At 37.2% G+C, this 25656-nt stretch carries 24 protein-coding genes; 5 read left to right on the plus strand and 19 right to left on the minus strand.

Translation table 11 applies throughout. The features are described from left to right. The first annotated feature begins 56 nt into the window (after positions 1–56). Positions 57–1376, plus strand: coding sequence for an APC family permease (locus FC66_RS05665; protein ID WP_057974421.1), 1320 nt, complete (start codon positions 57–59; stop codon positions 1374–1376). Positions 1377–1436: 60 nt separating this feature from the next. On the opposite strand, the gene msrB is transcribed toward FC66_RS05665, so the two are convergent. The 13 genes from msrB to FC66_RS05730 all read right to left on the minus strand — a co-directional run bounded on the left by msrB (position 1437) and on the right by FC66_RS05730 (position 16428). Next, a complete protein-coding gene (gene msrB, locus FC66_RS05670) occupies positions 1437–1874 on the minus strand; it encodes a peptide-methionine (R)-S-oxide reductase MsrB (protein ID WP_057974422.1) in 438 nt (145 codons plus the stop codon). Between the two features lie 118 nt (positions 1875–1992). Next, positions 1993–2325 carry a hypothetical protein gene (locus tag FC66_RS05675; protein ID WP_057974423.1) on the minus strand — a complete coding sequence of 111 codons (333 nt, stop codon included), beginning with the start codon at positions 2323–2325 and terminating at the stop codon, positions 1993–1995. A gap of 9 nt (positions 2326–2334) precedes the next feature. Continuing rightward, the gene (rlmD, locus tag FC66_RS05680) at positions 2335–3699 is read right to left on the minus strand and encodes a 23S rRNA (uracil(1939)-C(5))-methyltransferase RlmD (RefSeq protein ID WP_057974424.1); all 1365 of its coding nucleotides are present in this window, start codon (positions 3697–3699) and stop codon (positions 2335–2337) included. A 143-nt stretch (positions 3700–3842) separates the two neighbouring features. Continuing rightward, positions 3843–4874 carry a diacylglycerol kinase gene (locus FC66_RS05685; protein WP_057974425.1) on the minus strand — a complete coding sequence of 344 codons (1032 nt, stop codon included), beginning with the start codon at positions 4872–4874 and terminating at the stop codon, positions 3843–3845. 34 nt (positions 4875–4908) lie between these two features. Then, positions 4909–6339 (minus strand): Asp-tRNA(Asn)/Glu-tRNA(Gln) amidotransferase subunit GatB, encoded by a 1431-nt coding sequence (gene gatB, locus FC66_RS05690; protein WP_057974426.1) that lies wholly within the window; start codon positions 6337–6339, stop codon positions 4909–4911. Next, positions 6339–7802, minus strand: a complete 1464-nt coding sequence (gatA, locus tag FC66_RS05695; protein WP_057974427.1) for an Asp-tRNA(Asn)/Glu-tRNA(Gln) amidotransferase subunit GatA — start codon at positions 7800–7802, stop codon at positions 6339–6341. The genes gatB and gatA overlap by 1 nt, the downstream gene beginning before the upstream one ends. Positions 7803–7804: 2 nt before the next feature. Continuing rightward, a complete protein-coding gene (gatC, locus tag FC66_RS05700; RefSeq protein WP_057974428.1) occupies positions 7805–8107 on the minus strand; it encodes an Asp-tRNA(Asn)/Glu-tRNA(Gln) amidotransferase subunit GatC in 303 nt (100 codons plus the stop codon). A 38-nt stretch (positions 8108–8145) separates the two neighbouring features. Next, complete coding sequence (locus tag FC66_RS05705; RefSeq protein WP_057974429.1) at positions 8146–9297, minus strand: CamS family sex pheromone protein; 1152 nt, start codon at positions 9295–9297, stop codon at positions 8146–8148. 1 nt (position 9298) lies between these two features. Further along, positions 9299–11329 carry an NAD-dependent DNA ligase LigA gene (gene ligA / locus FC66_RS05710; RefSeq protein ID WP_057974430.1) on the minus strand — a complete coding sequence of 677 codons (2031 nt, stop codon included), beginning with the start codon at positions 11327–11329 and terminating at the stop codon, positions 9299–9301. An 18-nt stretch (positions 11330–11347) separates the two neighbouring features. Beyond that, a complete protein-coding gene (pcrA, locus tag FC66_RS05715; RefSeq protein WP_162253179.1) occupies positions 11348–13576 on the minus strand; it encodes a DNA helicase PcrA in 2229 nt (742 codons plus the stop codon). Between the two features lie 145 nt (positions 13577–13721). Then, positions 13722–14861 (minus strand): 5-(carboxyamino)imidazole ribonucleotide synthase, encoded by a 1140-nt coding sequence (locus tag FC66_RS05720; protein WP_057974431.1) that lies wholly within the window; start codon positions 14859–14861, stop codon positions 13722–13724. A gap of 140 nt (positions 14862–15001) precedes the next feature. Continuing rightward, positions 15002–15574, minus strand: coding sequence for a xanthine phosphoribosyltransferase (locus FC66_RS05725; protein WP_057974432.1), 573 nt, complete (start codon positions 15572–15574; stop codon positions 15002–15004). A 176-nt stretch (positions 15575–15750) separates the two neighbouring features. Then, complete coding sequence (locus FC66_RS05730) at positions 15751–16428, minus strand: glycoside hydrolase family 73 protein (RefSeq protein WP_057974433.1); 678 nt, start codon at positions 16426–16428, stop codon at positions 15751–15753. Between the two features lie 136 nt (positions 16429–16564). On the opposite strand from FC66_RS05730, the gene FC66_RS05735 reads away from it, so the two are divergent. The 3 genes from FC66_RS05735 (at position 16565) to FC66_RS05745 (ending at position 18726) form a co-directional block, all read left to right on the plus strand. After that, entirely contained in the window at positions 16565–17542 is a 978-nt protein-coding gene (locus tag FC66_RS05735; protein WP_057974434.1) for a Gfo/Idh/MocA family protein, read from the plus strand. Positions 17543–17632: 90 nt separating this feature from the next. Beyond that, a complete protein-coding gene (locus tag FC66_RS05740; RefSeq protein WP_057974435.1) occupies positions 17633–18328 on the plus strand; it encodes a DNA/RNA non-specific endonuclease in 696 nt (231 codons plus the stop codon). 20 nt (positions 18329–18348) lie between these two features. Continuing rightward, on the plus strand, positions 18349–18726 hold the full coding sequence (locus FC66_RS05745) for a hypothetical protein (protein WP_057974436.1): 378 nt from the start codon (positions 18349–18351) through the stop codon (positions 18724–18726). Between the two features lie 55 nt (positions 18727–18781). Here FC66_RS05745 and FC66_RS05750 read toward each other — a convergent pair whose 3' ends face one another. The 3 genes from FC66_RS05750 to FC66_RS05760 form a co-directional block, all read right to left on the minus strand. Next, positions 18782–19372 (minus strand): ECF transporter S component, encoded by a 591-nt coding sequence (locus tag FC66_RS05750; RefSeq protein ID WP_057974437.1) that lies wholly within the window; start codon positions 19370–19372, stop codon positions 18782–18784. A 144-nt stretch (positions 19373–19516) separates the two neighbouring features. Next, the gene (locus tag FC66_RS05755; RefSeq protein ID WP_057974438.1) at positions 19517–20485 is read right to left on the minus strand and encodes an AEC family transporter; all 969 of its coding nucleotides are present in this window, start codon (positions 20483–20485) and stop codon (positions 19517–19519) included. A gap of 29 nt (positions 20486–20514) precedes the next feature. Beyond that, positions 20515–22140 (minus strand): malolactic enzyme, encoded by a 1626-nt coding sequence (locus FC66_RS05760; protein ID WP_057974439.1) that lies wholly within the window; start codon positions 22138–22140, stop codon positions 20515–20517. 152 nt (positions 22141–22292) lie between these two features. On the opposite strand from FC66_RS05760, the gene FC66_RS05765 reads away from it, so the two are divergent. After that, a complete protein-coding gene (locus FC66_RS05765) occupies positions 22293–23174 on the plus strand; it encodes a LysR family transcriptional regulator (RefSeq protein WP_057974440.1) in 882 nt (293 codons plus the stop codon). 52 nt (positions 23175–23226) lie between these two features. On the opposite strand, the gene recA is transcribed toward FC66_RS05765, so the two are convergent. From recA to FC66_RS05780, 3 genes are all read right to left on the minus strand, one after another. Further along, positions 23227–24387 (minus strand): recombinase RecA, encoded by a 1161-nt coding sequence (gene recA / locus FC66_RS05770; RefSeq protein WP_057974441.1) that lies wholly within the window; start codon positions 24385–24387, stop codon positions 23227–23229. Between the two features lie 217 nt (positions 24388–24604). Beyond that, positions 24605–25030 (minus strand): MarR family winged helix-turn-helix transcriptional regulator, encoded by a 426-nt coding sequence (locus FC66_RS05775; protein WP_057974442.1) that lies wholly within the window; start codon positions 25028–25030, stop codon positions 24605–24607. Positions 25031–25206: 176 nt separating this feature from the next. Then, entirely contained in the window at positions 25207–25506 is a 300-nt protein-coding gene (locus tag FC66_RS05780; protein WP_057974443.1) for a rhodanese-like domain-containing protein, read from the minus strand. Between the last annotated feature and the right edge of the window lie 150 nt (positions 25507–25656).

A 25656-nucleotide genomic window follows, 5' to 3' on the forward strand; every position in this document is an offset into this window, starting at 1 on the left:
TATATAGTCTAAAATAGTTAAATACGCATTCCAAATAGAAACGAGGATTTTTAACCATGAACAACGATCACTTAAAACGAGATATTGGCTTTTTTGCCGCGTTATCAACTGTCATGGGGACAGTAATTGGCGGGGGCGTCTTTTTCAAAGTCTCAAGTGTCACACAACAAACTCAATCCGCTAACCTAACCCTATTTGTTTGGTTACTTGGTGGCTTTTTAACCATTTGTGCTGGACTAACCGCCGCAGAACTTGCGGCCGCAATTCCAGAAACAGGTGGCGCAATTAAATATATCGAATATACTTATGGCCGCTTTCCGGCATTTCTACTCGGTTGGGCTCAAATCATCATCTACTATCCCGCAAATATTGCGGCACTTTCGATTATTTTCGGGACACAATTCATTAACCTGTTTCACCTTAATGCTAATTTGACTATTCCAATCGCTTTAGTGAGTGGCATTAGTATTACCTTAATTAATTTTTTAGGCGCAAAAGTTGGTGGCGCATTTCAGTCAATTTCATTAATTTTAAAATTACTACCTATTATCGTGATTGTTATCTGGGGACTTTTTACGCCAGCGCATGTTTCATTTAGCTTAATCCCCTTAACATCTGGCGCACACAACTCCTTCTTCACTGCTTTGAGTGGTGGCCTACTTGCGACTATGTTCGCTTACGATGGTTGGATTGGTGTCGGAAATATTGCTGGCGAAATGCATCATCCAGAACGTGATTTACCAAAGGCTATCATTTTTGGCCTATTCTCAATTACGATTATCTATACGTTAATTAACTTTGTTTTTCTTAAAGCATTGCCCATTTCGGAACTGGCCGGCAATTTAAATGCCGCTTCAGACGCTTCGTTGCAATTATTTGGCCGATTTGGTGGTAAATTTGTTACCATCGGTATTTTAATCTCGGTTTATGGCGCAATTAATGGCTATACCTTGACTGGCATGCGCGTTCCCTACGCGATGGCATTAGAAAACCAACTTCCCTTTAGTAATTGGTTAAAACGTCTCTCTCCTCACACAAAAGTTCCTTATATTGCTGGCTTCTTACAAATTGGTATTGCCATTATCATGATGTTTTTGGGTAGTTTTGATTTGTTAACAGATATGTTGATTTTTGTTATCTGGATTTTTAACGTGCTCGTTTTTATTGCCGTTTTCATTTTAAGAAAACGAGAACCCGCTCTAAAAAGACCTTATAAGGTACCGTTATACCCAGTAATTCCCATAATTGCGATTATGGGGGGCCTCTTCATCCTTGGCGCAACTTTACTAACGCAGACAGGCCTGGCTTTGATTGGTCTATTAATGACTGGGATTGGTATTCCTGTTTACTTTATCCATCGTAAAATACAATCATAATTAAAAAAGCATTCAACTTTTAACGCCCGAAATGGCCATGAAAGTTGAATGCTTTTATTTTTATAAAACGTTTAAGTAATCTTTATAACCAGCCGCTGCCATTTCCTTTTCAGCAATGAATTTTAATGAGGCGGAATTGATACAATAACGTAATCCACCTTGATCTTGAGGTCCATCAGGGAAAACATGACCTAAATGTGAGTTGGCTTCGCCACTTCTCACTTCCACTCGTTGATGACCTGGAAGACTATTATCCGCTAGTTCGGCAATCTTAGAACCCGGAATAGGCTTAGAAAATGATGGCCAGCCACACCCAGCATCATATTTTTCTGCTGAACTAAAGAGTGCTTCACCGCTAACAATATCAACATAGATACCTTTTTTATAAAAGTCATCGTACTTACCCGTGAATGGCGCTTCTGTCGCAGCATGTTGCGTTACTTCAAATTCTTGTTTCGATAAGCGTTCGCGTAACTCTTTTTCAGTTTCTTTTGTCATGATGAACCCTCCTATTTGTTTTGAGATATCTTTAGAATACTCTTTTTTATGGCGAACACAATTTGTTTGTTTACAAAAAAAGGCAGCCAAAAGAAAATCCTTTTAGCTGCCTTTAAATTTAAATTATGATACCCAGTAAACAGACAAAATTGAAAACTGCTGTAAGTCCTGGTCCAATTGTTTTAAATCGATTTTTGACTAGGAACCCTATCACTGTATCAATTGCTTGAATAATAATCATCAAAGTAGAAATTACGATTAAATAACTATTGGAATGATAAAAGAATGGAACAATACTAGCAACTGCTAACGGTAGACTTCTTGAGATAGCATACATTGCGTTTATTTGTCCTGATTTTTCAGAGGTTTTCAGCAAAGCTTCAATCGAAAATCCTAAACTCACGCTAGCGCTAATCGCCGTAACAATTGCACAAACATAATAAAAATTCATCAGTTAATCCTATTTTTCTAGAATTGTAACTGTTTCAATATGTGTTGTTTGTGGGAATTGATCAACTGGTAAGATTGGTTTTGTTACTTTATAACCATCTGCCATAAATCCTTCAATATCACGAACTAATGTTGATGGGTTACAACTAATGTAGACAACCTTCTTGGGTTGCATTTTAAGCGTACTTTCGATAAATGCTGGTTCTAACCCTTTACGAGGAGGATCGACAACTAAGACGTCGGGTCTTAAGTTAGCATGACTCCAGTTTTCCATCCAGTTTTCTGCCATCCCTGTTTCGAAACGAACATTATCAATGTCATTAATTTTAGCATTTTCTTTTGCATCTTTAACGGCTTCTGAAACTAATTCTACACCGTAAATTTGACGTGCATGTTTTGCCATTGATAATGAAATTGTACCGATACCACTATAAGCATCAATTACTGTTTCGTTACCTGTTAAACCGGCACGTTCAAAGGCTGCAGCATATAATTTTTCCGTTTGAACGGGATTAATTTGGTAGAAAGAATGTGGAGAAATTCTAAATGTTAAGCCGTTCAATTGGTCTTCAATGTAACCGGGGCCAAAGAGAACTTTGTTTTCGCGACCTAAGATTACATTTGTTTTTTCAGAGTTTGTATTTTGAACAATTGTTGTGACGTCTGGCAATGCTTCACGAATTGCAGCCGTAATTTCTGTAAACATTGGTAATTTCTTAGAACGTGTCACCAAAACAACCATCATTTGTTTTGAGTAATGGCCACGACGAACCATAATATGACGGATAATCCCCTTATGTGCACGTTCATCATAAGCTTCCACATGGAAACGTTGCAAAACATCACGTACAGCAACAATAGCTTTATCGATTTCTTCATCTTGAATTAAGAAATCTTCAATTGCGATAAAATCATGACTATTTTTCTTAAAGAATCCAGTCTTTAATTCACCGGCAATTTCGCGAACAGGTACTTGGGCTTTATTACGGTAGTGGAAAGGATCTTCCATACCAATAGCGTCAGATACTTCAATATCCAAATGCGCCTTTTTTAATAATTCTTGTACTTGCGCTTGCTTGAATTTCAATTGTGCTGGGTATGCCAAATGTTGTAATGGTGCAATCCCAGTTTGTGTGTATGCTGAGCCTTTTGTTTCAACACGATCTGGACTTTCATTACGGAAAGCTAATACTTTGGCGAAACCAAAGTTCTTGCTAACTTTCATGACACGGATACTAACTTTTTCGCCTGGTAATGCATTTTCAATAAACAATGGGTAGCCGTCTACTTTGGCAACACCCATGCCTTGATAAGTTAAATCGATAATTTCTGTGTCAAATTCTTGGTTCTTTATTACTGGAGGTAGTTTTTTCATTGTTGTCCTTTCGATGTTCCTGCGTATTTACTTTATTCAACCATGTTTAACCCCTAAAAGTCAATAGGTACCAACTCTAGGAATAAAACAGGATTGAGGCCTTTACCGAGCGCCCCAATCCTACTTGATTTCTTATTTATCTCTTACTTACCGATTATACCATTGCCGTCAATATCTTCACCATTCATTTTTTCGACACCTTTTACAAAATGTTCTTCAGCAGCAATTTCAGCAGCTGTGCGTCCCGATGTAATTGACGTTTCAGGTAATGCATCCGTGTTCGCAAAAATCTCAATATGTTGCTTCAAATTTTTAAACGTCATTGGTGCATCCCCGCCGTACTCACCGTCAATGTTAATCATCATTTTATTGTTATTAACTGGCTTAGCAACTAATTTAGACGTTTTAATGTAGATTACACGTTTATCATTAATATGCTTACCGCCATTTAGCACAAGTGCCATTAAATGCAACATTTCGGCGATGTTACTTGCTTTAACGACAAGTAAGGTAAACTTACCGTCATCAAGTGAGGCGTCTGGTACGATTTGTTCGAAGCCACCTACGGAGTTCGTTAATGCTAATAAAAACATTGACGCTTTTCCCTTAAACGATCCCCCATCATATTCGAGGTTCATTTCAATTGGCTTCATTCTTGGCAACATTTCAGCGCCCTTGGCCAAGTAGGCAAGGTAACCAAAAAGCGATTTAAACTGTGAAGGAACATCATAAGTTAATTCCGTTAAGAGTCCACCACCGGCAATATTAATAAAATATTTTTCCCCAGCTTGTCCAACATCCATTTTAACCGTATTTCCTTTAGCAATAACTTTTGCCGCAGCAACTGGATCATCCCTAGGTATTTTTAAGGCCCGAGCATAATCGTTAGTTGTTCCAGCAGGTATAACACCCAATTTTGGTCGGTGCTTAAGTCCGGCAATCCCATTAGCAACTTCGTTAATGGTTCCGTCACCACCGGCAGCAATGACTAGATCAAACCCTAATTGGGCAGCGCGTGTTGCTTCATCACGCGCTGAATGTTTTTTAGCCGTTGTGGCATAAGCACTTGTTTCGTATCCCGCATTTTCAATAATGTCTAGGATACTCACAAGATCACTTTTTAAAGCCTCACGACCAGATGTTGGATTATAAATAATTCTGGCTCTTTTTCTCATTCCGTTCCTCCACATGAATCTTATTTTAATAAGATTATCTTAGCTTCAATGAGGCCATCAATAATTGATTAACCACATTAGGATTTGCTTGTCCTTGTGTTTGCTTCATGATTTGTCCAATTAAGAATCCAACAGCGCGGTCTTTACCGTTTTTGAAATCTTCGATTGATTGTTCATTATTATCCAAAATACCATCAATAATAGGTTGTAACTTGGCAGGATCAGAAAGTTGAACAAGTCCCTTAGACTCAACCCACGCTTTAGGTTCGCTCCCATTTTTAATAATTTCTTGGAAAACTTTTTTAGCAATCTTACTTGATATTGTTTCATCAGTAATTAAATTAATCATGCCAGCAAGGTTTGCTGGTGTTAATTTAGTATCTTGTAAGTTTAATTTATTCGTATTCATAAAGGCATTTACTTCGCCCATTAACCAGTTAGCAGCTAACTTAGGATCTGCCTTTAATTGAATTGTCTCTTCAAAGAAATCTGACATTTCTTTTGTTTGCGTTAAGACTTCAGCATCATATTCGGGTAAACCTAACTCGCTCGCATAACGCGCACGACGTTTATCAGGCATTTCTGGAATTGAGTCTTTAACTTCTTGAATCCAGTCATCGCTAATATGAATTGGTGGGATATCTGGTTCTGGGAAGTAACGATAATCGCTAGCCCCTTCTTTAACACGCATTAAAATAGTTGTTCCAGTTGGTGCGTCAAAACGACGTGTTTCTTGTTGTACAATACCACCAGACATCAAAACATTCATTTGACGTTTTTCTTCAAATTCAAGTCCTTTACGAACATTTTCAAATGAGTTTAAATTCTTCATTTCAGTTTTTGTCCCATAACCTGGTTGACCAATTGGATTGATTGAGATATTAACATCAATTCGCATTGACCCTTCTTCCATCTTCACATCTGAAACACCAGTAAATTGAATAACTTGGCGTAACTTTTCAAGATAAGTGTAAGCTTCTTCAGGTGTTTTAATATCAGGACGCGACACAATTTCAATTAAAGGTGTCCCTTGACGGTTTAAATCGACATAAGAATAGCCGTTAGGATTATGCGTATTTTTACCCGCATCTTCTTCAACGTGCATTTCTTCAATCCCAATTTTTTTCGTTTCGCCATCAACTTCTATTTCTAAGAAACCATTACGACCAATTGGTTCTTCAGATTGCGTAATTTGGTAGGCCTTTGGATTATCAGGGTAAAAATAGTTCTTACGATCAAAATGATTATCTTTTGTGATTTCACAATTTAATGCTAATGCGGCACGCATACCATATTCAATTGCGCCTTTATTTGCTGTTGGTAAAACACCGGGATAACCCCAGTCAATAACATTGGTATTCGTATTAGGTTCTGCCCCGAAATCAACCTTTGAAGGCGAGAATGCTTTGGATTTAGTTTTCATTTCAACATGAACTTCAAGTCCAATTGTTGTTTCAAAATTCATTAGTTTTGGCCTCCTAACGTAGGAACTTCTTTGTGAAAATCAGTTGCTTGTTCAAACGCGTATCCAGCACGGTACATTGTTGCTTCATCGAATGATTTCGCAATTAATTGCAACCCAACTGGAAGCCCTTTTGAGAATCCAGCAGGCACTGACATACCTGGCAACCCAGCTAAATTAACTGGGATTGTTAAGATATCATTCATGTACATCGTAATAGGATCTTCAATTTTGTCACCAATATTAAAGGCCGTATTTGGTGCCGTTGGGCCAATAATTAAATCGTAATCATTGAATACGTTACGGAAATCATTGCAGATTAATGTTCGAACTTGAGCCGCTTTCTTAAAGAACACATCGTAAGTCCCAGCAGATAATGAGAATGTTCCTAACATAATTCGACGCTTAACTTCATCGCCAAATCCTTCAGAGCGAGAACGAACATAAACATCTTCCAAGCTCTTAACATCTTGTGCACGGAAACCATAACGAATTCCATCAAAACGTTGTAAGTTAGAAGATGCTTCAGAAGAAGCTAAAATATAGTATACGGGTACACCATATTTACTATTAGGTAAGCTCACTTCATCAACTGTTGCACCAAGTTCTTCAAATGTCTTAACGGCTTTTTGAATTGCTTCTTTAACGTCCGCATCGACACCTTCACCCAGATATTCTTTAGGTAAAGCAATCTTCATCCCTTTAATATCACCAGTCAAACCGGCAGTAAAGTCAGGAACGGCTTGTGCTGAACTAGTAGAGTCATGACTATCATTACCACTAATTGCGTTTAAAACAGCAGCGTTATCTTTAACACCACGCGTAAATGGACCAATTTGGTCTAAACTTGAAGCAAATGCGATTAATCCATAACGAGATACACGACCATAAGTTGGTTTTGTCCCGACAACGCCGTTGAATGAAGCGGGTTGACGAATTGAACCACCAGTATCTGACCCTAATGCGGCAACAACTTCTCCTGCGGCAACAGCAGCAGCAGAACCACCTGATGAGCCACCAGGAACTTTAGTTGTATCCCAAGGATTTTTTGTTGTCTTAAAAGCTGACGTTTCAGTAGAACCACCCATGGCAAATTCGTCCATGTTCGTTTTACCAATCGTAACCATTTGAGCTTGACGCATTTTTTCAATAACAGTTGCATCGTAAATTGGGTTGAAATTTTCCAACATTTTACTTGCGGCGGTTGTTGTTAAATCTTTAGTCACAATATTATCTTTAACAGCAATGGGAATTCCGGCTAAAACGTTATTTGCATCGATACCAGTGGCATCAACTGCTTTAGCTTGATTAATTGCCATTTCTTCATTCATTGCGAGGAAGGCAGAAATTTTTAAATCACGTGCTTTAATTTCGGCAAAGGTCGCCTTCGTCAACTCTTCAGAACTCATTTCTTTATTCACTAATGAGTCATGTAAACTTGATAAATCTTGTTTGAAATAATCCATGTTTAGGCTTCCTCACTTTCATCAATAATAGCAGGCACTTTAATCAACCCATTTTCACTGTCTGGTGCATTTTTAAAGAGTAGATCACGGTCCATTCCTTTTTCCGCAACATCTTCACGCATGACATTCATAACATCCGTAATATGTGTTGTGACAGGAACATCAGTTGTGTCCACTTCTGAAAGTTGTTCAGCCATTCCGATAATATCATCTAATTGACTAGTAAATACGTCTAATTCTGTGTCGCTGAGTTCTAATTTAGCTAACTCTGAGACATGCTTTACTTCTTCTTTACTAATTGACATTCAAAGCCATCCCTTCAAGATTCAAATTGGTTTTATTTTTAATAACTGGTAAATACATGCGTATAGTATGAACTATCCTTGGCCGATTTGGCAAGGAAACTTTGGATTGTTCCATCACTACCCTTAACGGTAATATCAATTGGAATACCAGAAGCTAGATATTTTGCAGCGGTTGTTGCCAAGTACTGCGTAAAACTAACAATCTCAGTTTCACTGTAAAATTGCGAGGTAATATTAATGTGCATCCCCGTAATTGCTTTATTTTTATATTGAACCTGTGCCGTCACACCCGCTAAATTAGGGAAGAAACTCTGAACTTCCGTTTTGAAATTCGTAAATGTTGTTTCATCATTTGTGTTAGGCGTGGTTGCAGATGATGTTGTTGGGAATGTGTAACTTGTAATTGACACATCTTTCCAACTATCGATGGTTGTTTTACCATTTTTATTCACAGCATATGCATAAAAGCTACCGCCAACTAAACTATCATTTGAGGCTTGTTTATACATTGCAACCATGATGGGAACACTGTCGCTGACTCCTTTTGTCTTACGAAGGCGAGCAACCACTTTATTTGCCGCTTCCTTGCCTTTTTCTTTCATTGTGGCATCAGATATTTCAGTCTTGTACTGCGCACCATATTCTTCTTTTTGGTAATAATCGACTGAATTCATCCCGATACCTAAAGATATACCTGCAAGAGCCATTTTGTTATCTTTTTTTGTCATAAAATCTTGTTCTTCAAGCTGTTGAACGTACATTGGATTACGTTCTGTTTCACCCGTCTTGCCGTTATCTTTAGGATTTAACCCCTCACTATTTGATCCAGATTCGCGTGATAACCAGTTTTGAACGGTTTCTTTTGATAGATATTGACCTTCTTGAAAAATGTAATCATTAGTTGCAAATTGGCTTTTTGATAAATCTAATAAACCAGATTCAAAACTTTTCAAATTCAAGACATTCTCATTTTGTGTCAATGCCACGCCTCTTGACTTACTCGTCAAGTATTTACCGCTTTTAATAACACCTTCATAGTTACTATCACTTGTTTGTCCGGTTGTCTGGTAACCCGAACTTGAGTTGTTTTTAGAAATACCTGATGCGCCTGACGATGACGCAACGTTGCCACAAGCTGCCAAGACAATCAGTGAGAAACTCAGCATAAGTCCAATTTTAATTTTTTTCATGTTATGCTCCTTCTATAATCGAAATGAACTTTTGTTCATCCCAGATTTCAATTTCTAGTTGCTCGGCTTTCGTTAATTTACTTCCGGCATCATGTCCAGCAACTAATAAATCCGTATTTTTTGAAACACTTCCTACAACGGAAGCACCGTGTGCTTCAAGCCATTTTTTAGCATCATTGCGTTTCAATTGGTCAAGGGTTCCCGTTAGGACGACTTTTTTACCCATCACAGGACTTCCCTCAGCCACTTCTGCAATTTCTTCAGCCGTTTGGCCTAAAAAGGTTAAATTAACTTGCGCATTATCTAACTCGGTTACCAATTCATGAACCTGCTCATTTGCAAAATACGTTACAAGGCTGTCAGCAATAACTTGTCCAATCGAATCAATTGTTAAAACTTCTTCAGCCGTCACAACCATTAACTGATGTACCGTTTTAAATTCAGCTGAAACCAAACGTGCCGCCTTAGCGCCAACATGTCGAATACCCAATCCAAATAGCAAACGTTCCATGGAATTTTGGCGACTGTTGTCTATGGCCTGTAACAATTTATTAACAGATTTTTCTTTAAAATTATCTAATGTTAATAGCTGATCCGCAGTTAGTTGGTACAAACCTGCAACATCCGTGATTAACTTAGCTTCAAATAATTGTTCAACAATCTTAGGTCCGAGTCCATCAATATTCATTGCATTTCGAGAAGCAAAATGAGCTAAACTTTCTTTGATTAAGGCAGGACACTTTGGGTTAATACAGCGCAATGCAACTTCTTCATCCAAATGAACTAATAATGCATCACAAACGGGACAATGCGTTGGTAATTCATAATCAACACTATTGGCTGGACGTTCGCTTAAAACAACTTCAGATATTTCTGGAATGATGTCTCCGGCCTTGTGTAACATAACAGTATCGTTAATCCGAATATCTTTTTGTTTAAGTAAATCACCGTTATGCAGGGATGCCCTAGAAACCGTTGTTCCTGCCAATTGTACTGGATTCATAATTGCCGTCGGTGTCACAACACCCGTTCGACCGACCGTCCATTCAATGTCTAAAACAATTGTCTCCTGTTCATCGGGAGGGAATTTGTAAGCAATTGCCCATTTTGGTACTTTAACTGTATTCCCAACTTCATCATGAATCGTAAACAAGTTGGCCTTCAGTACAATACCATCAATATCGTAAGATAAATCATGGCGTTTTGCTTGGTATTCAGCAATATATGCCGATATTTCCGTCATATTGTTAGTCACGCGCGACTCGTTATTTGTTCTAAATCCAAGTTCAGTCAAACGTTTTAAAGCTTCACTTTGCGTTCTTACGTTTAATAGTTCTGGATTAACCAAGTAATAAATAAAAGTACTTAATTGGCGTTGTGCTGTTTCAGCCGTGTTTAATTGACGCAAGCTACCTGCCGCCGCATTCCGCGGATTAGCAAAGGTTGCTTCTCCAGCTTCTTCACGTCGTTTATTTAATGCAACAAATGCTTTTGTTGGCATATAACACTCACCACGAACCTCAAGTGAAATAGGTTCCGTCAATGTCAACGGGATAGATTTAACCGTTTTAAGATTCTCAGTTATATCTTCACCAATTGTCCCATCTCCACGAGTTGATCCTTTAATAAATACACCATTTTCATACGTTAATGAAATTGCTAACCCGTCGATTTTAAGTTCAGCATTATAGCTAACTTCAGATCCAACTGATTTTTGTAATCGTTGGTCAAATTCTGACAGCTCTTCAATGGAAAAAACATCTCCCAATGACAGCATCGGAATCTCGTGCGTTACTTTTTCAAATCCAGGAAGTACTTGTCCACCAACTCGTTGTGTCGGTGAGCCGGGTGTCACTAAACTCGGAAAGGTTTGCTCAAGTTCCGTTAGCTGCCGGTAACTTTCATCATAAACATGATCTTCAACCGTTGGCTGATCAAGGACATAATATTGACGCGTCCATTCGATTAAATCAGTTCTCAATTGATTAATTCTATGAGTTGCTTCTTCTAATGTTATCTCTTGATTTGACAAACTTGAGCCCTCCCTTATTTAGTCAACTTTTTTTGTAATGGGCGCAAACGCTGTTAATAAACGTTTAATTCCCTGTTCTTTGAAGGCAATATCTAGTTCAGCATCAGATCCAGAGCCCGAAACCTTAACGATTGTTCCGGTTCCCCAAGCCTTATGCTCAACTTTTTCGCCAATTCGCCAAACAACTGAATCTGCCCCGGTTCCATTATCACGTTCAATTGTTTTAGTAGGACGTCGATAGGTCGTGGCCGTTGCACGTTGATTTGAAAATGATGAGCGACCACTTGATGGTGCTGCCATTTGGTTGTCTAATTCAAGCAATGAATCATCGATTTCACCAATAAAACGTGATGCCTGATTACTTTGACGGCGACCATATAACATTCTCGAATAAGCATTAGTTAAATATAATTTACGTTCTGCACGTGTGATACCTACGTAGGCCAAACGGCGTTCTTCCTCAAGTTCATCATCTTCTAACATGGCACGAGAAAGTGGGAAAATCCCCTCTTCCAATCCCATTAAAAAGACAACTGGAAATTCAAGTCCTTTTGCAGCATGTAAGGTCATTAATGTCACTTCTTCGGGTTCTTCCGCAATGTCATCTTGTGCGGAAACTAAAGCCAAGTCAGCTAAGAAGTCAACATACCGGTCACCATCATCTTCTTCAGCCTCCCAGCGATCGTCAAATTGTTGGGTCACAGACAGAAATTCCTCGACATTTTCAAGTCGTGTTTCATTCTCAATTGTTTTTGTCTTTTTCAAACTAGCTTCGTAGCCAGATTGTTTTAAAATTTCTTTGGTTAATTCAGTTACGTTTAAAAACTCACGCATTTTTTGTAATCCACGAATCATGACGGCAAACTCTTGAAGCGATTTTCCAGCTTTACCAGAGATATTAGCAAGTGCTGAATTTTCAGCACCTTCAAGCATTGTCCAATTATTCATCTCTGAAAATTCACGTAATTTATCAACGCTACTTGCACCAATTCCACGTTTTGGCACGTTCACAACACGATCAAAACTCATTGAATCCTGATCGTTAGCAATTAACCGAATATAACCTAAGATATCTCGGATTTCTAGACGTTCATAGAACTTATGTCCACCAACCATTTTGTAGGGAACATTAGATTTTAAGAAAGTTTCTTCGATTACACGTGACTGCGCATTCGTTCGATATAAAATGGCAAAATCGCCGTAATTTAAATGGTTTTCTTTAATTTGTTCTTGGATTTTTTCAACCACATAATGTGATTCATCGTTTTCACTTTGACCACGGTAATAAGAAATTTTCTCGCCGGCTTTATTGTCGGTCCAAAGACTCTTGTCACTCCGGTTTGTATTATTCCCAATTACTGAGTTAGCTGCGTCTAAAATTGTTTTTGTTGAACGATAATTTTGTTCCAATTTAACGACAGCGGCATTCGGATAATCTTTTTCAAAGTTCATAATGTTATCCATGTTCGCACCACGCCACCCATAAATACTTTGGTCCGCATCCCCAACAACACAGAGATTTTTGAAACGTTCAGCTAACATATTAACTAATGTATACTGTGCTTCATTTGTATCTTGGTATTCATCAACATGAATATATTGAAATTTATTTTGGTAGAAAGCTAACGTTTCTGGTTTTTCTTTAAATAAACGAATTGTTAACATAATTAAGTCATCAAAATCAACGGCTTGATTTGAACGTAATTCTCTTTGGTACGCCGTGTAAACTTTGGCAACCATTTGTTCAAACATGCTCGCAGCACGTTCAGCATATTCTGTTTCCGTTAATAAATCATTTTTGGCATTCGAAATAGCGCCCAAAAATGATCTTGGCGTAAATTTTTGTGGATCAATATTCTGTTCTCTTAAAATACGCTTTATTAAAGTCGTTTGTTCACCAGTATCAGTAATCGAAAAAGCACGATTATAACCAATTTGGTCAATATCGCGTCTTAAAATACGGACACAAAGTGCATGGAAAGTTGAGACCCAAACATCTTCAGCGCCTTTATCAAGCAACTTGTTAACACGTTCACGCATTTCTTTCGATGCTTTATTTGTAAACGTAATAGCTAAAACATTCCACGGGTTTACCCCTTTTTCTTCAATTAAATAAGCAACGCGATGCGTTAATACCCGCGTTTTTCCACTTCCGGCTCCGGCCATAATTAAAAGTGGTCCTTCAGTTTGTAGGACAGCTTCTTTTTGTTTGTTATTCATTCCGTTCAATAAGCTTTCAGTAGTCAAATTAGTCAACCCTCTCTATAAATCAGTCATTATTTATTATAGCAAAAAAACGTCTTAACTTCTTTAATTTTTGTTTAATAAATACTAGTATTAATCCATAAAAAAGGATGAATCACTTTGAATCGATTCATCCCCTCATTTATATTTAATTTATTGATTCTTTTTTATCCCAAATACCCGTATCTTCAATTTGGTTTAATGCTTCACGAACCGAATCAGACTGTACTAGGATATGACCAGCACGTTCCAATTTATGATTTTCTGGGTAACGATAAAAATGATAATACCAATTATTTTTAAGAACCCACTGCGTCTTTAAATCAGCCCGTTCTTCTTCCTTTAATGACACCATGACAGTCGGTGCAAGGAATTTAACTTTTGATAATGGTAACCCACAAATTGCGCGTAAATGTTGTTCATACATTGTAACGTTAGTCGCCTTATCGAATACGTAACCCGATTGGTGCATGGCCGGTACAATACGTTTCACATAAATCGTACCAGATTTCGTAACAAAAAAACCGATTTCTAATGCGCCAGTGTAATCCAAGTTCTCCGTAATTTTAATGGCAATTTTATGGATTTCAGCAGAAATTTCTGTATCTAGATTAGCCGGTACGATCGATTGGTGTAATCTATGATCGCGATACTTATTCTCAACTGCTGGAAAGAAATTAATTTCTTTCCCATTCTTAATTAACACCATTGAAATTTCTTGCTCATAAGGTATCCATGACTCTAAAATATAAGTTCCACGTTCAACTAAATAAGCTGCGTCAGAAATATCGGCTTGAGTTTTAAGCACACTTTGATAACTCTTGCCAAATCCCTTTTGAATGGGTTTTAATACACTTGGATAACCAATTGAAAGCACTGAATTATACACGTCTTCAAGTGATACAATCGTTTCAAAAGGCGGAATATTAACATTTATTTGATCAAAAAACGCTCTTTCTAATAAACGATCTTGTACAATTTCTAGCGCGTCATATTGTTGGGGAACGTAAGTATATTTTGAAATGTATTCAATGACTTCCGAGCTGACATGTTCAGACTCATACGTCACAACATCTGCTCGTTCGGCAAATTCTTTCAATTTATCTTTATCGTTCATCTTACCCACAACGGAATAATCCGCTAATTGAAGCGTTTCACTGACTTCATTTTGACTATATGCTGCGATTTTGAATCCTAAATTTCTTGCAGCCATGGCCAACATTGCGCCCGTTGGACTATCGCCAATTATTCCTAAAGTACTTCCAGGAAAGATAACTTTTTTCTCCACTATATGTTCACTACTTTCTACTTTGGCTTTATACTCTTAATCATACTGGTATCATGTGGGGCAAGCAAGGTTTAACCTTCTTTATTTAACAAATTTATAAGAAAATAAAAAGAACGCAATTTGCGTTCTTTTTAGTCAATTTAATCTTCAAAATGAACTTGATCACCATCGAATGATGAGATTTTAGCAAGGGCTTCTAAACGCACACCACGTTTATGAATTAATTCGGCACCTTTTTGGAATGATTTTTCAATCACAATTCCAATTCCAGCAATCTCTGCCTTAGCTTCATCACAAATTTTAAATAATCCCTCGGCTGCCTGACCATTTGCCAAGAAATCATCAATAATTAGAACACGATCGTTTTCGCCTAAAAATTTATTGGCAACGGCAATCGTATTTTCAACTTTCTTCGTGTACGAGTAAACAGAAGCAGAGTATAAGTCATTTTGCATAGTAATGCTCTTATTCTTACGTGCAAAAACAACGGGTACGTGGAATTGTAAACCAACAAATACGGCTGGGGCAATACCAGATGATTCAACCGTCAAGATTTTAGTGATTTTTTCATCCTTGAATAACTTAGCAAATTCTTTACCCATTGCCATCATTAAATCGGGATCAACTTGATGATTCAAAAATTGGTCAACCTTCAATACATCTCCTGGTAATACAATGCCATCCTGCATAATTCTGTCTTCTAAAAGTTTCACGTGGGTTACGCTCCTCTTGTTATTATATTTTTTTGGGTATAAAAATAGCTTTTCCACTTCGGTAATAAGTAAAAAAGCTACATTCCGGTTTTGAATGACTTAAGAATAACACAAAATGAGGGTAAATTCAATTTGAATCCGCTCATTTATCGTGACTCTACCTGTCATAAACCGATTTATTTATCATATTGATCTAAATTATATTGTTTAATGATATCCGTTAATTTAGTACTGTAATCATTATCTGTTGCATAACCATCAACAACCAATGCCGCTGCAGCATCTTCGTATGTTGCTGCCGATAAAACGTCCGCAAATTGTGTCTTATTCCATGTATTTCCATTTGCTAACAGTTTTGAATGAGACATAATTGCCTCATCCCAGTCTTTGAACACAATAAACTTAGCAGTAACTGTTTTCCATGTACCATCTTTTTCTTGTTCTTTAGTTTTAAAGTCTTTGGCGCGTGCACCAGTTCCTTTAATGCCAAATAGGTTATTGTAGTCCTTAGCTAGTGAACTTGTGCCCCAATCTGATTCTAAGATAGCTTGCGCAATTGTGATGCTGGCAAATACTTTATATTGTTTACGCATTTTTTGTGCTTCAGGTGCAACCTTTTTAATAAAAGCTTGCTTTTTAGCCGCTTCAGCTGCTTTCTTAGCTGATTCGCTAGCTTCAATTTTTGAAGTTGATAACGATGTTGCAATCGATTCATCACGAGCAACATTTTTTTTATGAACATTCATTGAAACGACCACTGTAATGATCCCTACAATTAGAATTAAAACGATAATATTGGCAACTTGAATTTTCCCATTCTTAACAAAAATTCCCCGAACATTTTTCTTTTTCATCAGTACACGTCCCCTATGCTTTTAATTGTTTCACTTATTTTACCCTAATTTTATCTTTAATACCATCGTATTTTTTCTCTTTTAAGTAAATTTCTGTTAAACTTAACCTATTCTTAAATGTGATAGGAGAGCAGTTATGACAAAAAATTTGAACTGGGGAATTATCGGACTCGGTAACATTGCCCACAGCTTCGCAACTTATTTTGATCAACCATTTGGTGACATTTATGCAGCAGGATCTCGTGATTTAGAAAAAGCGCAGACTTTTGCAAATGAATTTAATATTCCACATGCTTACGGTAGTTATGAAGACTTATTAGCTGACAAGAAAATTGATATCGTTTACATTGCAACGCCTCACAATTATCACATCGAAACAATTCTGGCCGCACTAAATGCTGGCAAGCATGTCTTGAGTGAAAAAGCCATTACGATGACTAGTGCTGAACTCAAGCAAGCAACTGATTTGGCCGAAGAAAAAGGGTTAATCTTACAAGAGGCAATGACCGTTTACCATATGCCACTTTACCAAAAAATCATTGAAATTGCTGAAGAAAATAAACTTGGCAAATTAAAAATGGTTCAAGCTTCATTTGGTAGTTTTAAAGAACCAGATCCAACAAACCGTTTCTTTAATCCCAACTTAGCTGGTGGCGCATTATTAGATATTGGTGTTTACGCTTTATCTTTCGTTCGTCAATTCATGACAGCAACACCGGAAATCACGGGTTCAGCTATGAATTTATTCGAATCGGGTGTTGATGAATCTGAAACGATTAGTTTACGAAATGCTAATGATGAAATGGCTAATGTTTCATTAACTTTTAGAGCCAAAATGCCTAAAATGGGAATCGTTGCCTACGAAGGTGGCTATTTCACCGTTTATGATTATCCTCGCGCTAACAAGGCAACGCTTGTGTTTACCGATGGTTCGGTCAAAGAAATTATAGCTGGCCATTCAAAACAAGCAATGAATTATGAAATTAAAGACGTTCAAGACATGGTCTCTGGTGAATTAGATCCAAAGCCATTCTTAGAAAAAACGGTTGATGTCATGTCAATCATGACGCAAGCACGTGAACAATGGAACTATAAATATCCATTTGAAAAATGAATTCGATCAAAAAAGTTACCAACACAAATTGTTGATAACTTTTTTTAATTCCATGCTACACTAAAAGAAAAGAGTTGGAGTTAACTATTTATGAAACGAAAAAAACGTGTCATCCAAAATAAAACGCGAAATTATCTGATAGGACTTGCAGTCATTATCGTCCTCTCACTTTTTGGTAGTAAATTACCTAGTTCTGTTAAAGATTTGTTACAAACAAATGACCACCAAACTTCAACAACTGTTAAAAAAGGGTCAGGAACGGCAAACACAAGTTCCATTAATAGTGGTAAAGCCGTTAAAGGAATTATCGATAATAAGAATCCGACATTTTCAAAAAGTGATTTGGCAGACTCTTCAAATGGCTGGATTAAATATGGCGCGTTAGATTCACTTGGCCGTGCAACGCAAGCGAATGCACTTTTAGTTAAATCCTTGGCGTCTCGAGGAACATCTGCTGACCCTGCAATCCGACCAACTGGTTTTGTTTCTGGTCAATCACCCTACAATCATTCTCGCGGCCATTTAATTGGTCGCCAATTAGGCGGTAGTGGTGATAAAAGAGAAAATCTTGCGACCTTATATCAAAATCCTGTCAATACGCCTTACATGACTAAATATGAAAACGCAGTTCGCGCGGCAGTCGATAAGGGCGACCACGTTCGTTACCAAGTCACACCTTTTTTTTCTGGTAAATCACTCTTCCCGAAAGCAATACAAATGCAAGGTAAAAGTACAACTTCTTGGGGAAATATCAATTTTAATGTTACCATCCTAAACAAACGTTAAGTCAAAGGAGTGTGGTATTCATGTTTACAGAATTAAAAAGTCAGTTAAACGATTTAGCCCCACAAACGCTACAACAATTATTACTGGATAAGAGCATCCGTCAAACAAACGATGGTTACATACAATTTCCTGGTCAGTCTCTTCAAACTCAGTTTCAAGAGACCATGAACTTTTTAAAATCACCCGATACCCTCTCTTTGAACTGGGACGATGTTTGCATTCTAGGTCAGACAATTGACGGTGACTACTTGGCCGGTGACCAAAACGAAACGACCTTCTTCATCCCTAGTAGTTTGCTCGCAGATGATACCGAAATTCATCAAATGTCTGTAATCGATGCGTTGATTGCTTTAGAAACCGGTAAGCTGGATTCAGCAATCATTTCTAAATTCAATTAAAAAAGTTGTTAACAACGGATATCTTCGCTGTTAACAACTTTTTTTGACTTTATAATTAATTTTTTCGAACTAGTTTCTGTAGCGGTGCTGCAATTAATGGCGCGACGACTCCCGCTAAAATCATTTCTGGAACACCGTTTGTAACTACTAATCCCATAATGTAAGGTAATAATTGTCCCATATCAACTTTATAAAAGTTAGCTGCTTGCCCATGATACAACAGGTAAATCAGTCCTAACACTAAAACAGTATTAACTAATGAACCTAAGACAGAGGCAATAACCATTGCTAATGTCTTATTTTTCCACCATTTATATATGAAGTAGAAAACTACTGCTGTGACGATACCAATCAAGATTCTTGGCACAATTGATACAATCGGATTGGTAAACACAATCGGCGCAATTGGACTCGTTGGTGATACAAAAGCCCTAATAAATGTAATTAATCCCCAAACGCCACCGACAAAAGCACCATCCTTCCAACCCAATACCAACGCGGCAACGATAACTGTGATATGAATGGTTGTAATACTCAATGGTCCAACTGGAATATACCCAAATAATGGCACAAAATTCTGAACGATAACAATCGCAATAAATAACGCTAAAATACTCATATGATACGTTTTATTATTAGTTTTCATATTTTTACTCCTACAATTTTAATGCGTCTCACTAATGCTCCTTCATTATAACTGATTTACTTGTTGTTGCCATTAATATGCAAAAAAATAGTGCATCAATGATTATGGAGGTCATCATCAATACACTATTTAAATACTTAAGTCTTACATAAATGAGATAAGTGTCGTTAAAATTGGGACAACGATGATAAATAGAATTGTACTTGAAGTCACAATATTCGTTGCATATTTAACGTCCCCATGTGCTTCATTAGCCAAGATTGGTAATACAGCTAACATAGGTGTAGCTGATTGAATAATCAACGTTTTTTGTAGCAATGGTGCTAAATCTGCACCAGTTAAGTGTGTCCCTAAAAGGATAACAGTAATCAAAATGATTGGTGATAAGACAAAACGTCCTAATAAAGCGACGATTGTATCACGATCAAATCTGATACTCTTCAATCCAGCTTTAGCTAACACGATACCAATATAAATTAATGATAATGGTGTCACTAATCCACCAACATAACCTAATGTTTGGCTAATAAAATCAGGAACTGGAATTGCAAGAATCAAGAAAATTAAAGCAACGATGAAACCAACAAGTGGCATTGGGATAACTTTTGCCCAGTTAATTTTCTTTTTCGTTTTATCTGATTTGTCTTTTGTTGGATCATCATTTGAAATTAAGAAAACACCAAATGCCCATGTTGATACTGTATTAATAATATAGTAAACAAGGAAATATGAGATACTCTTTTCGCCAAACAAAGCAACGTTTAAAGGTAAACCAATGAAGATTGTATTTGCATTAACAACGGCATTCATGAAAATACCACGACGACCTGGTCTGATGTTCAAAATATGAACAAGTGCCCATGCAATTAAGTAACCGATAATAACAGCGATTGCTGGGTAAAGTAAACTACCCGACAAGGCAACTAATTGATCACGTTTTAGAAATTTTAAAACAGAAACGAAAATTGATGCGGGTAAAGCAATTTTAGTAATTAATGATGAGATATTGCCACCAAATGAATCGGCGAACCATCCTTTAACTTGTAAAATGTAACCAAGTAACATCATCAAAACAACAACTAAAACACTTTGAATTGATTGGAAAAATACCATAATTAATTGTCCTTCTCTCTACACTTTTTTTAGTACTTAGGAGTCCATTTCATATCTGCAACAGCTTTTTTAACATCCGTAATTGCTTCTTTGTTTAATTTTTGGTCGACGACACTTTGGGCAACAACTTCAGCAATTGTTTGTGAAAATTCTGCTAAATGTGTCACTGGTGGCAATACAGCAGCACCAACGGCTGTCGTATCAACGATTCCACCTAAAGCATGACTAGCTTGTGATAAGATTTCGCCATTAACTCTTGAAGACGTTGAAGCGATGATACCAAATCCAAGACCTGGGTACATAAGTGCATTATTTGCTTGACCAATTTGGTAAGTAACACCTTTATATTCAACGTTATCTGCTGGAATACCTGTAGCAACTAATGCTTTACCGTCGGTCCATTCAATCAAATCTTCAGCTTTAGCTTCTGCTAATTTTGTAGGGTTTGATAGTGGGAAGATAATTGGACGTTCAACATACGAAGCCATATCTTGAACGATTTCTTTCGTAAATGTACCAGGTTGTGTTGATGTACCAATCATAACAGTTGGTTGAACAGCCGTGACAACTGCTTCTAACGTTGTTAATTCATCAGCGTTAGCGAATTCTGAACGTTTATGCGTAAATTCTTTTTGGCCAGGTGTTAAGTCTTCTGTATCATCGAACAATAAACCTTGTTTGTCGACTAAGAAGAAACGTTTGCGAGCATCTTCTTCTGAAACACCAGCGCGTTTCATTTCATCCATAATTTGGTTAGCAATCCCGACACCAGCAGTACCAGCACCATAAGTAACGATTGTTTGGTCAGCAATTGAACCTTTAGTAATACTTAGAGCACCTAAGATACCAGCTAAAACGACAATCCCCGTTCCTTGAATATCATCGTTAAATGTTGTGATATCATTTTGGTATTTTTCAAGAATATTAGCAGCATTTGAGCGACCAAAATCTTCCCAATGTAATAATAGTTCTGGGAACAAGCTCTTTGTACTTTGAACAAAACCATCAACGAAGTCATAGTATTTGTCGCCAGTTACACGAGCATGTTTGTTACCAAGGTATAATGGGTCATTCATCAATGTTTCATTATTTGTACCAGCATCAATAGAAACGGGTAATACTTGTGAAGGATCAATTCCAGCAGCAGCTGTATAAACCATTAATTTACCGATTGCGATATCAACACCGTTGACGCCCCAGTCACCCATACCTAAAATTCCTTCGGCATCAGTTACAACAACTAAACGAATATCGCGACCAGCGGCAGCGTTTTTCAAAGTTGCTTCGATATCTTCTGGATGATCAATTGATAAGAAGGCAGCATTTTGTGGGTTAACGTAGATTTCATTGTATTGTTCGATTGAGTCAGCAACAACTGGATCATAAACAACGGGCATGAATTCAGCAACATGTTGTCCCATCAAGTAGAAGAATAACGTGCGGTTTTCGTTGAACAATTCCATTAAGAAATGGCGTTTTTCAAGACCTGATTCTTTACTTAAATATTGTGCATAATTTTGTGTAGCTTGTTCTTCGATTGTTTGAACTTGGGCTGGTAACATACCAACAAGTCCTAATTCACGACGTTCTTCCATTGTAAAGGCTGTTCCTTTATTTACAAATGGGTTATTTAACATATCTTGTGCTTTTGTCATAATTGATTCCTCCATTTATTTATCTGTATTTAGTTTTCTCTGTTACTTACAAGAGCAAGGATACACCCCACTAAAAATTATAGTCAAACGTATGCTATACTATAAATATTATTTATATGACAATTAAAAAAGCCTATTTCAAGGGGATTATAATGAACATTAGAGATTTAGAATATTATCAACAAATAATTAATTTAAGAAATTTTTCAAAAGTTGCTAATTATTTTTCAGTAAGTCAGCCCACAATTACAACTTCTATGAAACGGTTGGAGGCAGAACTCGAAACAACCCTAATCATTCGTGACCAATCACATCGGCAAGTTTTATTCACGCCCAGCGGTGAACAATTTGCTGAACACGTTAATATCATTCTAGGAGAGTTAAAAATTGCGAACCAAGAAATTGAACAACTTAAAAATGAACGCGTTCGATTTGGCCTACCTCCTATTATAGGAACATACTATTTTCCACAGATTGTGGGTAACCTTTTCAAATCGGGATTGATGGACCATCTCGATACTGTAGAAAATGGGTCACAAGTCCTACTTCACCAGTTAATAAATGGTTCCCTAGATATGGCCTTACTAGGGTCAGTTGAACCGATTGAAGATGATCACCTAATAGTTAGGCATTTTGCGTCTAAAAATTTTAAGATTATTGTCAGTAAGCAACACCCGCTTGCCTCAAGAGAATCCGTTAAGTTTGCCGAACTTCGTAACGAAAAATTCATTATGCAAAATGAGGGCTTTGTTCATCCGATTGCTTTTAAAAAACTAACTACTAAGAATCACTTTAAACCGAAAATCATTTATACAACAAGCGACAGTCAGATTATTAAAAAAATGGTTGCCGAAAATATCGGAGTTGGATTCTTAACAGAACTCGCCCTAGATCCTTCAGACAACTTAGTTGCACTACCTTTATCAGAACAAGATCAACCAAAATTTTTAATGTCACTTGTTTATCGTACGAGTCATATTTTGACACCAACCCAAGCAAAATTAATCGATGTTTTAATCGATCCTTCCATATAGTTAGAAACAAAAAGCAGCCGACATCTAAAATGTGGGCTGCTTTTTAATCTTATTAAGCTTCTGGTAAATCCAATGTTTCGATTTTTGAATCCAATACTGGGGCATCATCAGCCTTTTTTACTTTTTTAGTCGTTTTCTTTGGCGCCGTTACTTCTTCTTTAACTTTTTTAGCAGGTTCTTCTTCTGGTGCAAATATTTTTGCACGAACTTCTTGATCCATTTCATGCAACATTTCAGGTTTTTGTTCCAAAATATTAACAACATTTGGTTTACCTTGACCTAAACGTTCACCATGATATGAGAACCATGAACCAGCTTTTTCAGCAATTCCATTTTCAACTGCAAGGTCTAAAATATCGGCTGTTGCTGAAATACCTGAACCATACATCATGTTTAATTCAGCAATCTTAAATGGTGGTGCGACTTTGTTTTTAACTACTTTAATTGTTGTTTCATTTCCGATGACATCAGTACCATCTTTAATTTGTCCGCGACGACGAACATCTAAACGGATCGTTGCGTAGAATTTCAAAGCACGGCCACCTGGCGTTGTTTCAGGGCTACCAAACATAACCCCGACTTTTTCACGCAATTGATTGATGAAAATAACAGTTGTTCTTGTCTTATTAATTGAACCGGCTAATTTACGGAGTGCTTGTGACATCATACGTGCTTGTAACCCAACATGAGCGTCACCCATTTCGCCCTCAATTTCAGCACGTGGCACTAAGGCTGCAACTGAATCAATAACAACAAGATCAACAGCACCACTAGATACCAAGGCGTCTGCGATTTCTAATCCTTGTTCACCAGTATCTGGTTGTGATAATAGTAAGCCATCAATATCTACACCTAATGCTGTAGCATATGCAGGATCCATCGCATTTTCAGCATCGATATAAGCCACTGTACCACCATTTTTTTGCACTTCTGCAGTCGCATGAAGTGCAATCGTCGTTTTACCAGAACTTTCTGGTCCGTATATTTCAATAATACGGCCTTTAGGGAAACCACCTACACCTAATGCGTAATCCAACGATAAAATACCCGTTGAGTTAACATCAATCTTCGTATCGGCCTTGTCGCCCATCTTCATGATAGCGCCTTGTCCGAATTCTTTTGTAATTGCTGATAACGCTTTTTCTAATGCCGCTTCGCGTTCTTTACCGTCTTTTCTCTTACCGTCTCCGGTTGCAATACTTCTATTAGCCATAGTTAGTAACCCATCCTCTCAATAGTAGAACATCTGTTCGTTTCTCTTTACTTATCATACCCTATTCATTTTTATATCGCAAGCGTTAAATCATTTTTGCCGAAAATAAAAAGAACGATGTTGTTATCGTTCTTCATAGGTATCGATCCATTAAATTATAGCTAATGCTTATTAATTAAGTACGCTATTTTTACCAGAATAATTTATTTTTATAAATTTATTCCATTGCTTCAATTTGATTAATTGTTTCTTTTAATACGCGTCTAAAAGTTGCTAGATCTTTACCCGTCACTTGTTCCTCTAGTTTGCTCTCTAATTGATTCCAAAAATCGTTATCAACAGCCGTCAACTCTTTATACTTATCTGTTACAACCAGGTGAATCACCCGTTTATCTGAAACGTCTGCCTTTTTCACTACTAACCCTAACATGATTAGCTTTTTTAAATGGTAATTCGTATTTGGTGTTGATTGATTCAACAATTTTGACACTCGTCCAATTGTTGGATTTTTTAACTGCTCGATCGCGTTCAAATAGTATATGTCAATTGTCCCCAGTTGCTTAATATCCATAAGTCCGTCTTGCTTCCCGTATAAGCTCAACAGCTGATTTAATTTATTAAAAGTTCCGCTTAGTTCAATCATCTTGACCCTCCTAATTTTACTCACGCTTAGTCCCCACCCAAAACAAAGCAAATAATCATCAATTTCTAATACTTAAACACTCATTTTAATTATTATAGAGTAAATAGAGGGGTACATACAAGTAATATGTTCCCCTCTTCGTTCTTAAATCATAAAAATCATGAAACCGTTTAACCTTATGTAACCGTAGGACCTTGCCAGCTAAGCATTCCCCCGTATACATCGACCACGTTGTTTCCTTTTTCGTACAAAAGATCAGCAGCTTGCGCGCTGCGTTGTCCTGATCGACAAATGATGTATGCTCTACCATTTAACTCATAATTATCAATTTCGCCTAGTGGGACATTAATTGCATTCGGAATATGTCCTTCAGCAAATTCGTAATCTTCACGAACGTCAATAATCTGTGGATTTTCTGACAGTAACGCTTCAAGTTCCGTCGTTGTGATTGTTGGAATTTCATCTTCAAAGTTCATATTGGTTACCCCATTAATTTAGTTAGTATCTTTTTATTATGTCATAGAAATTGATTTATGACATTAGTATTGCGTTTTTATGAGTTTTTTTAATTATGTCACAAATAGGTATGACCTTAACACCGATTGGGAACAGCGTAAACTGGGAGA

It is taken from the genome of Dellaglioa algida DSM 15638, assembly GCF_001434695.1.
Lineage (GTDB): Bacteria > Bacillota > Bacilli > Lactobacillales > Lactobacillaceae > Dellaglioa > Dellaglioa algida.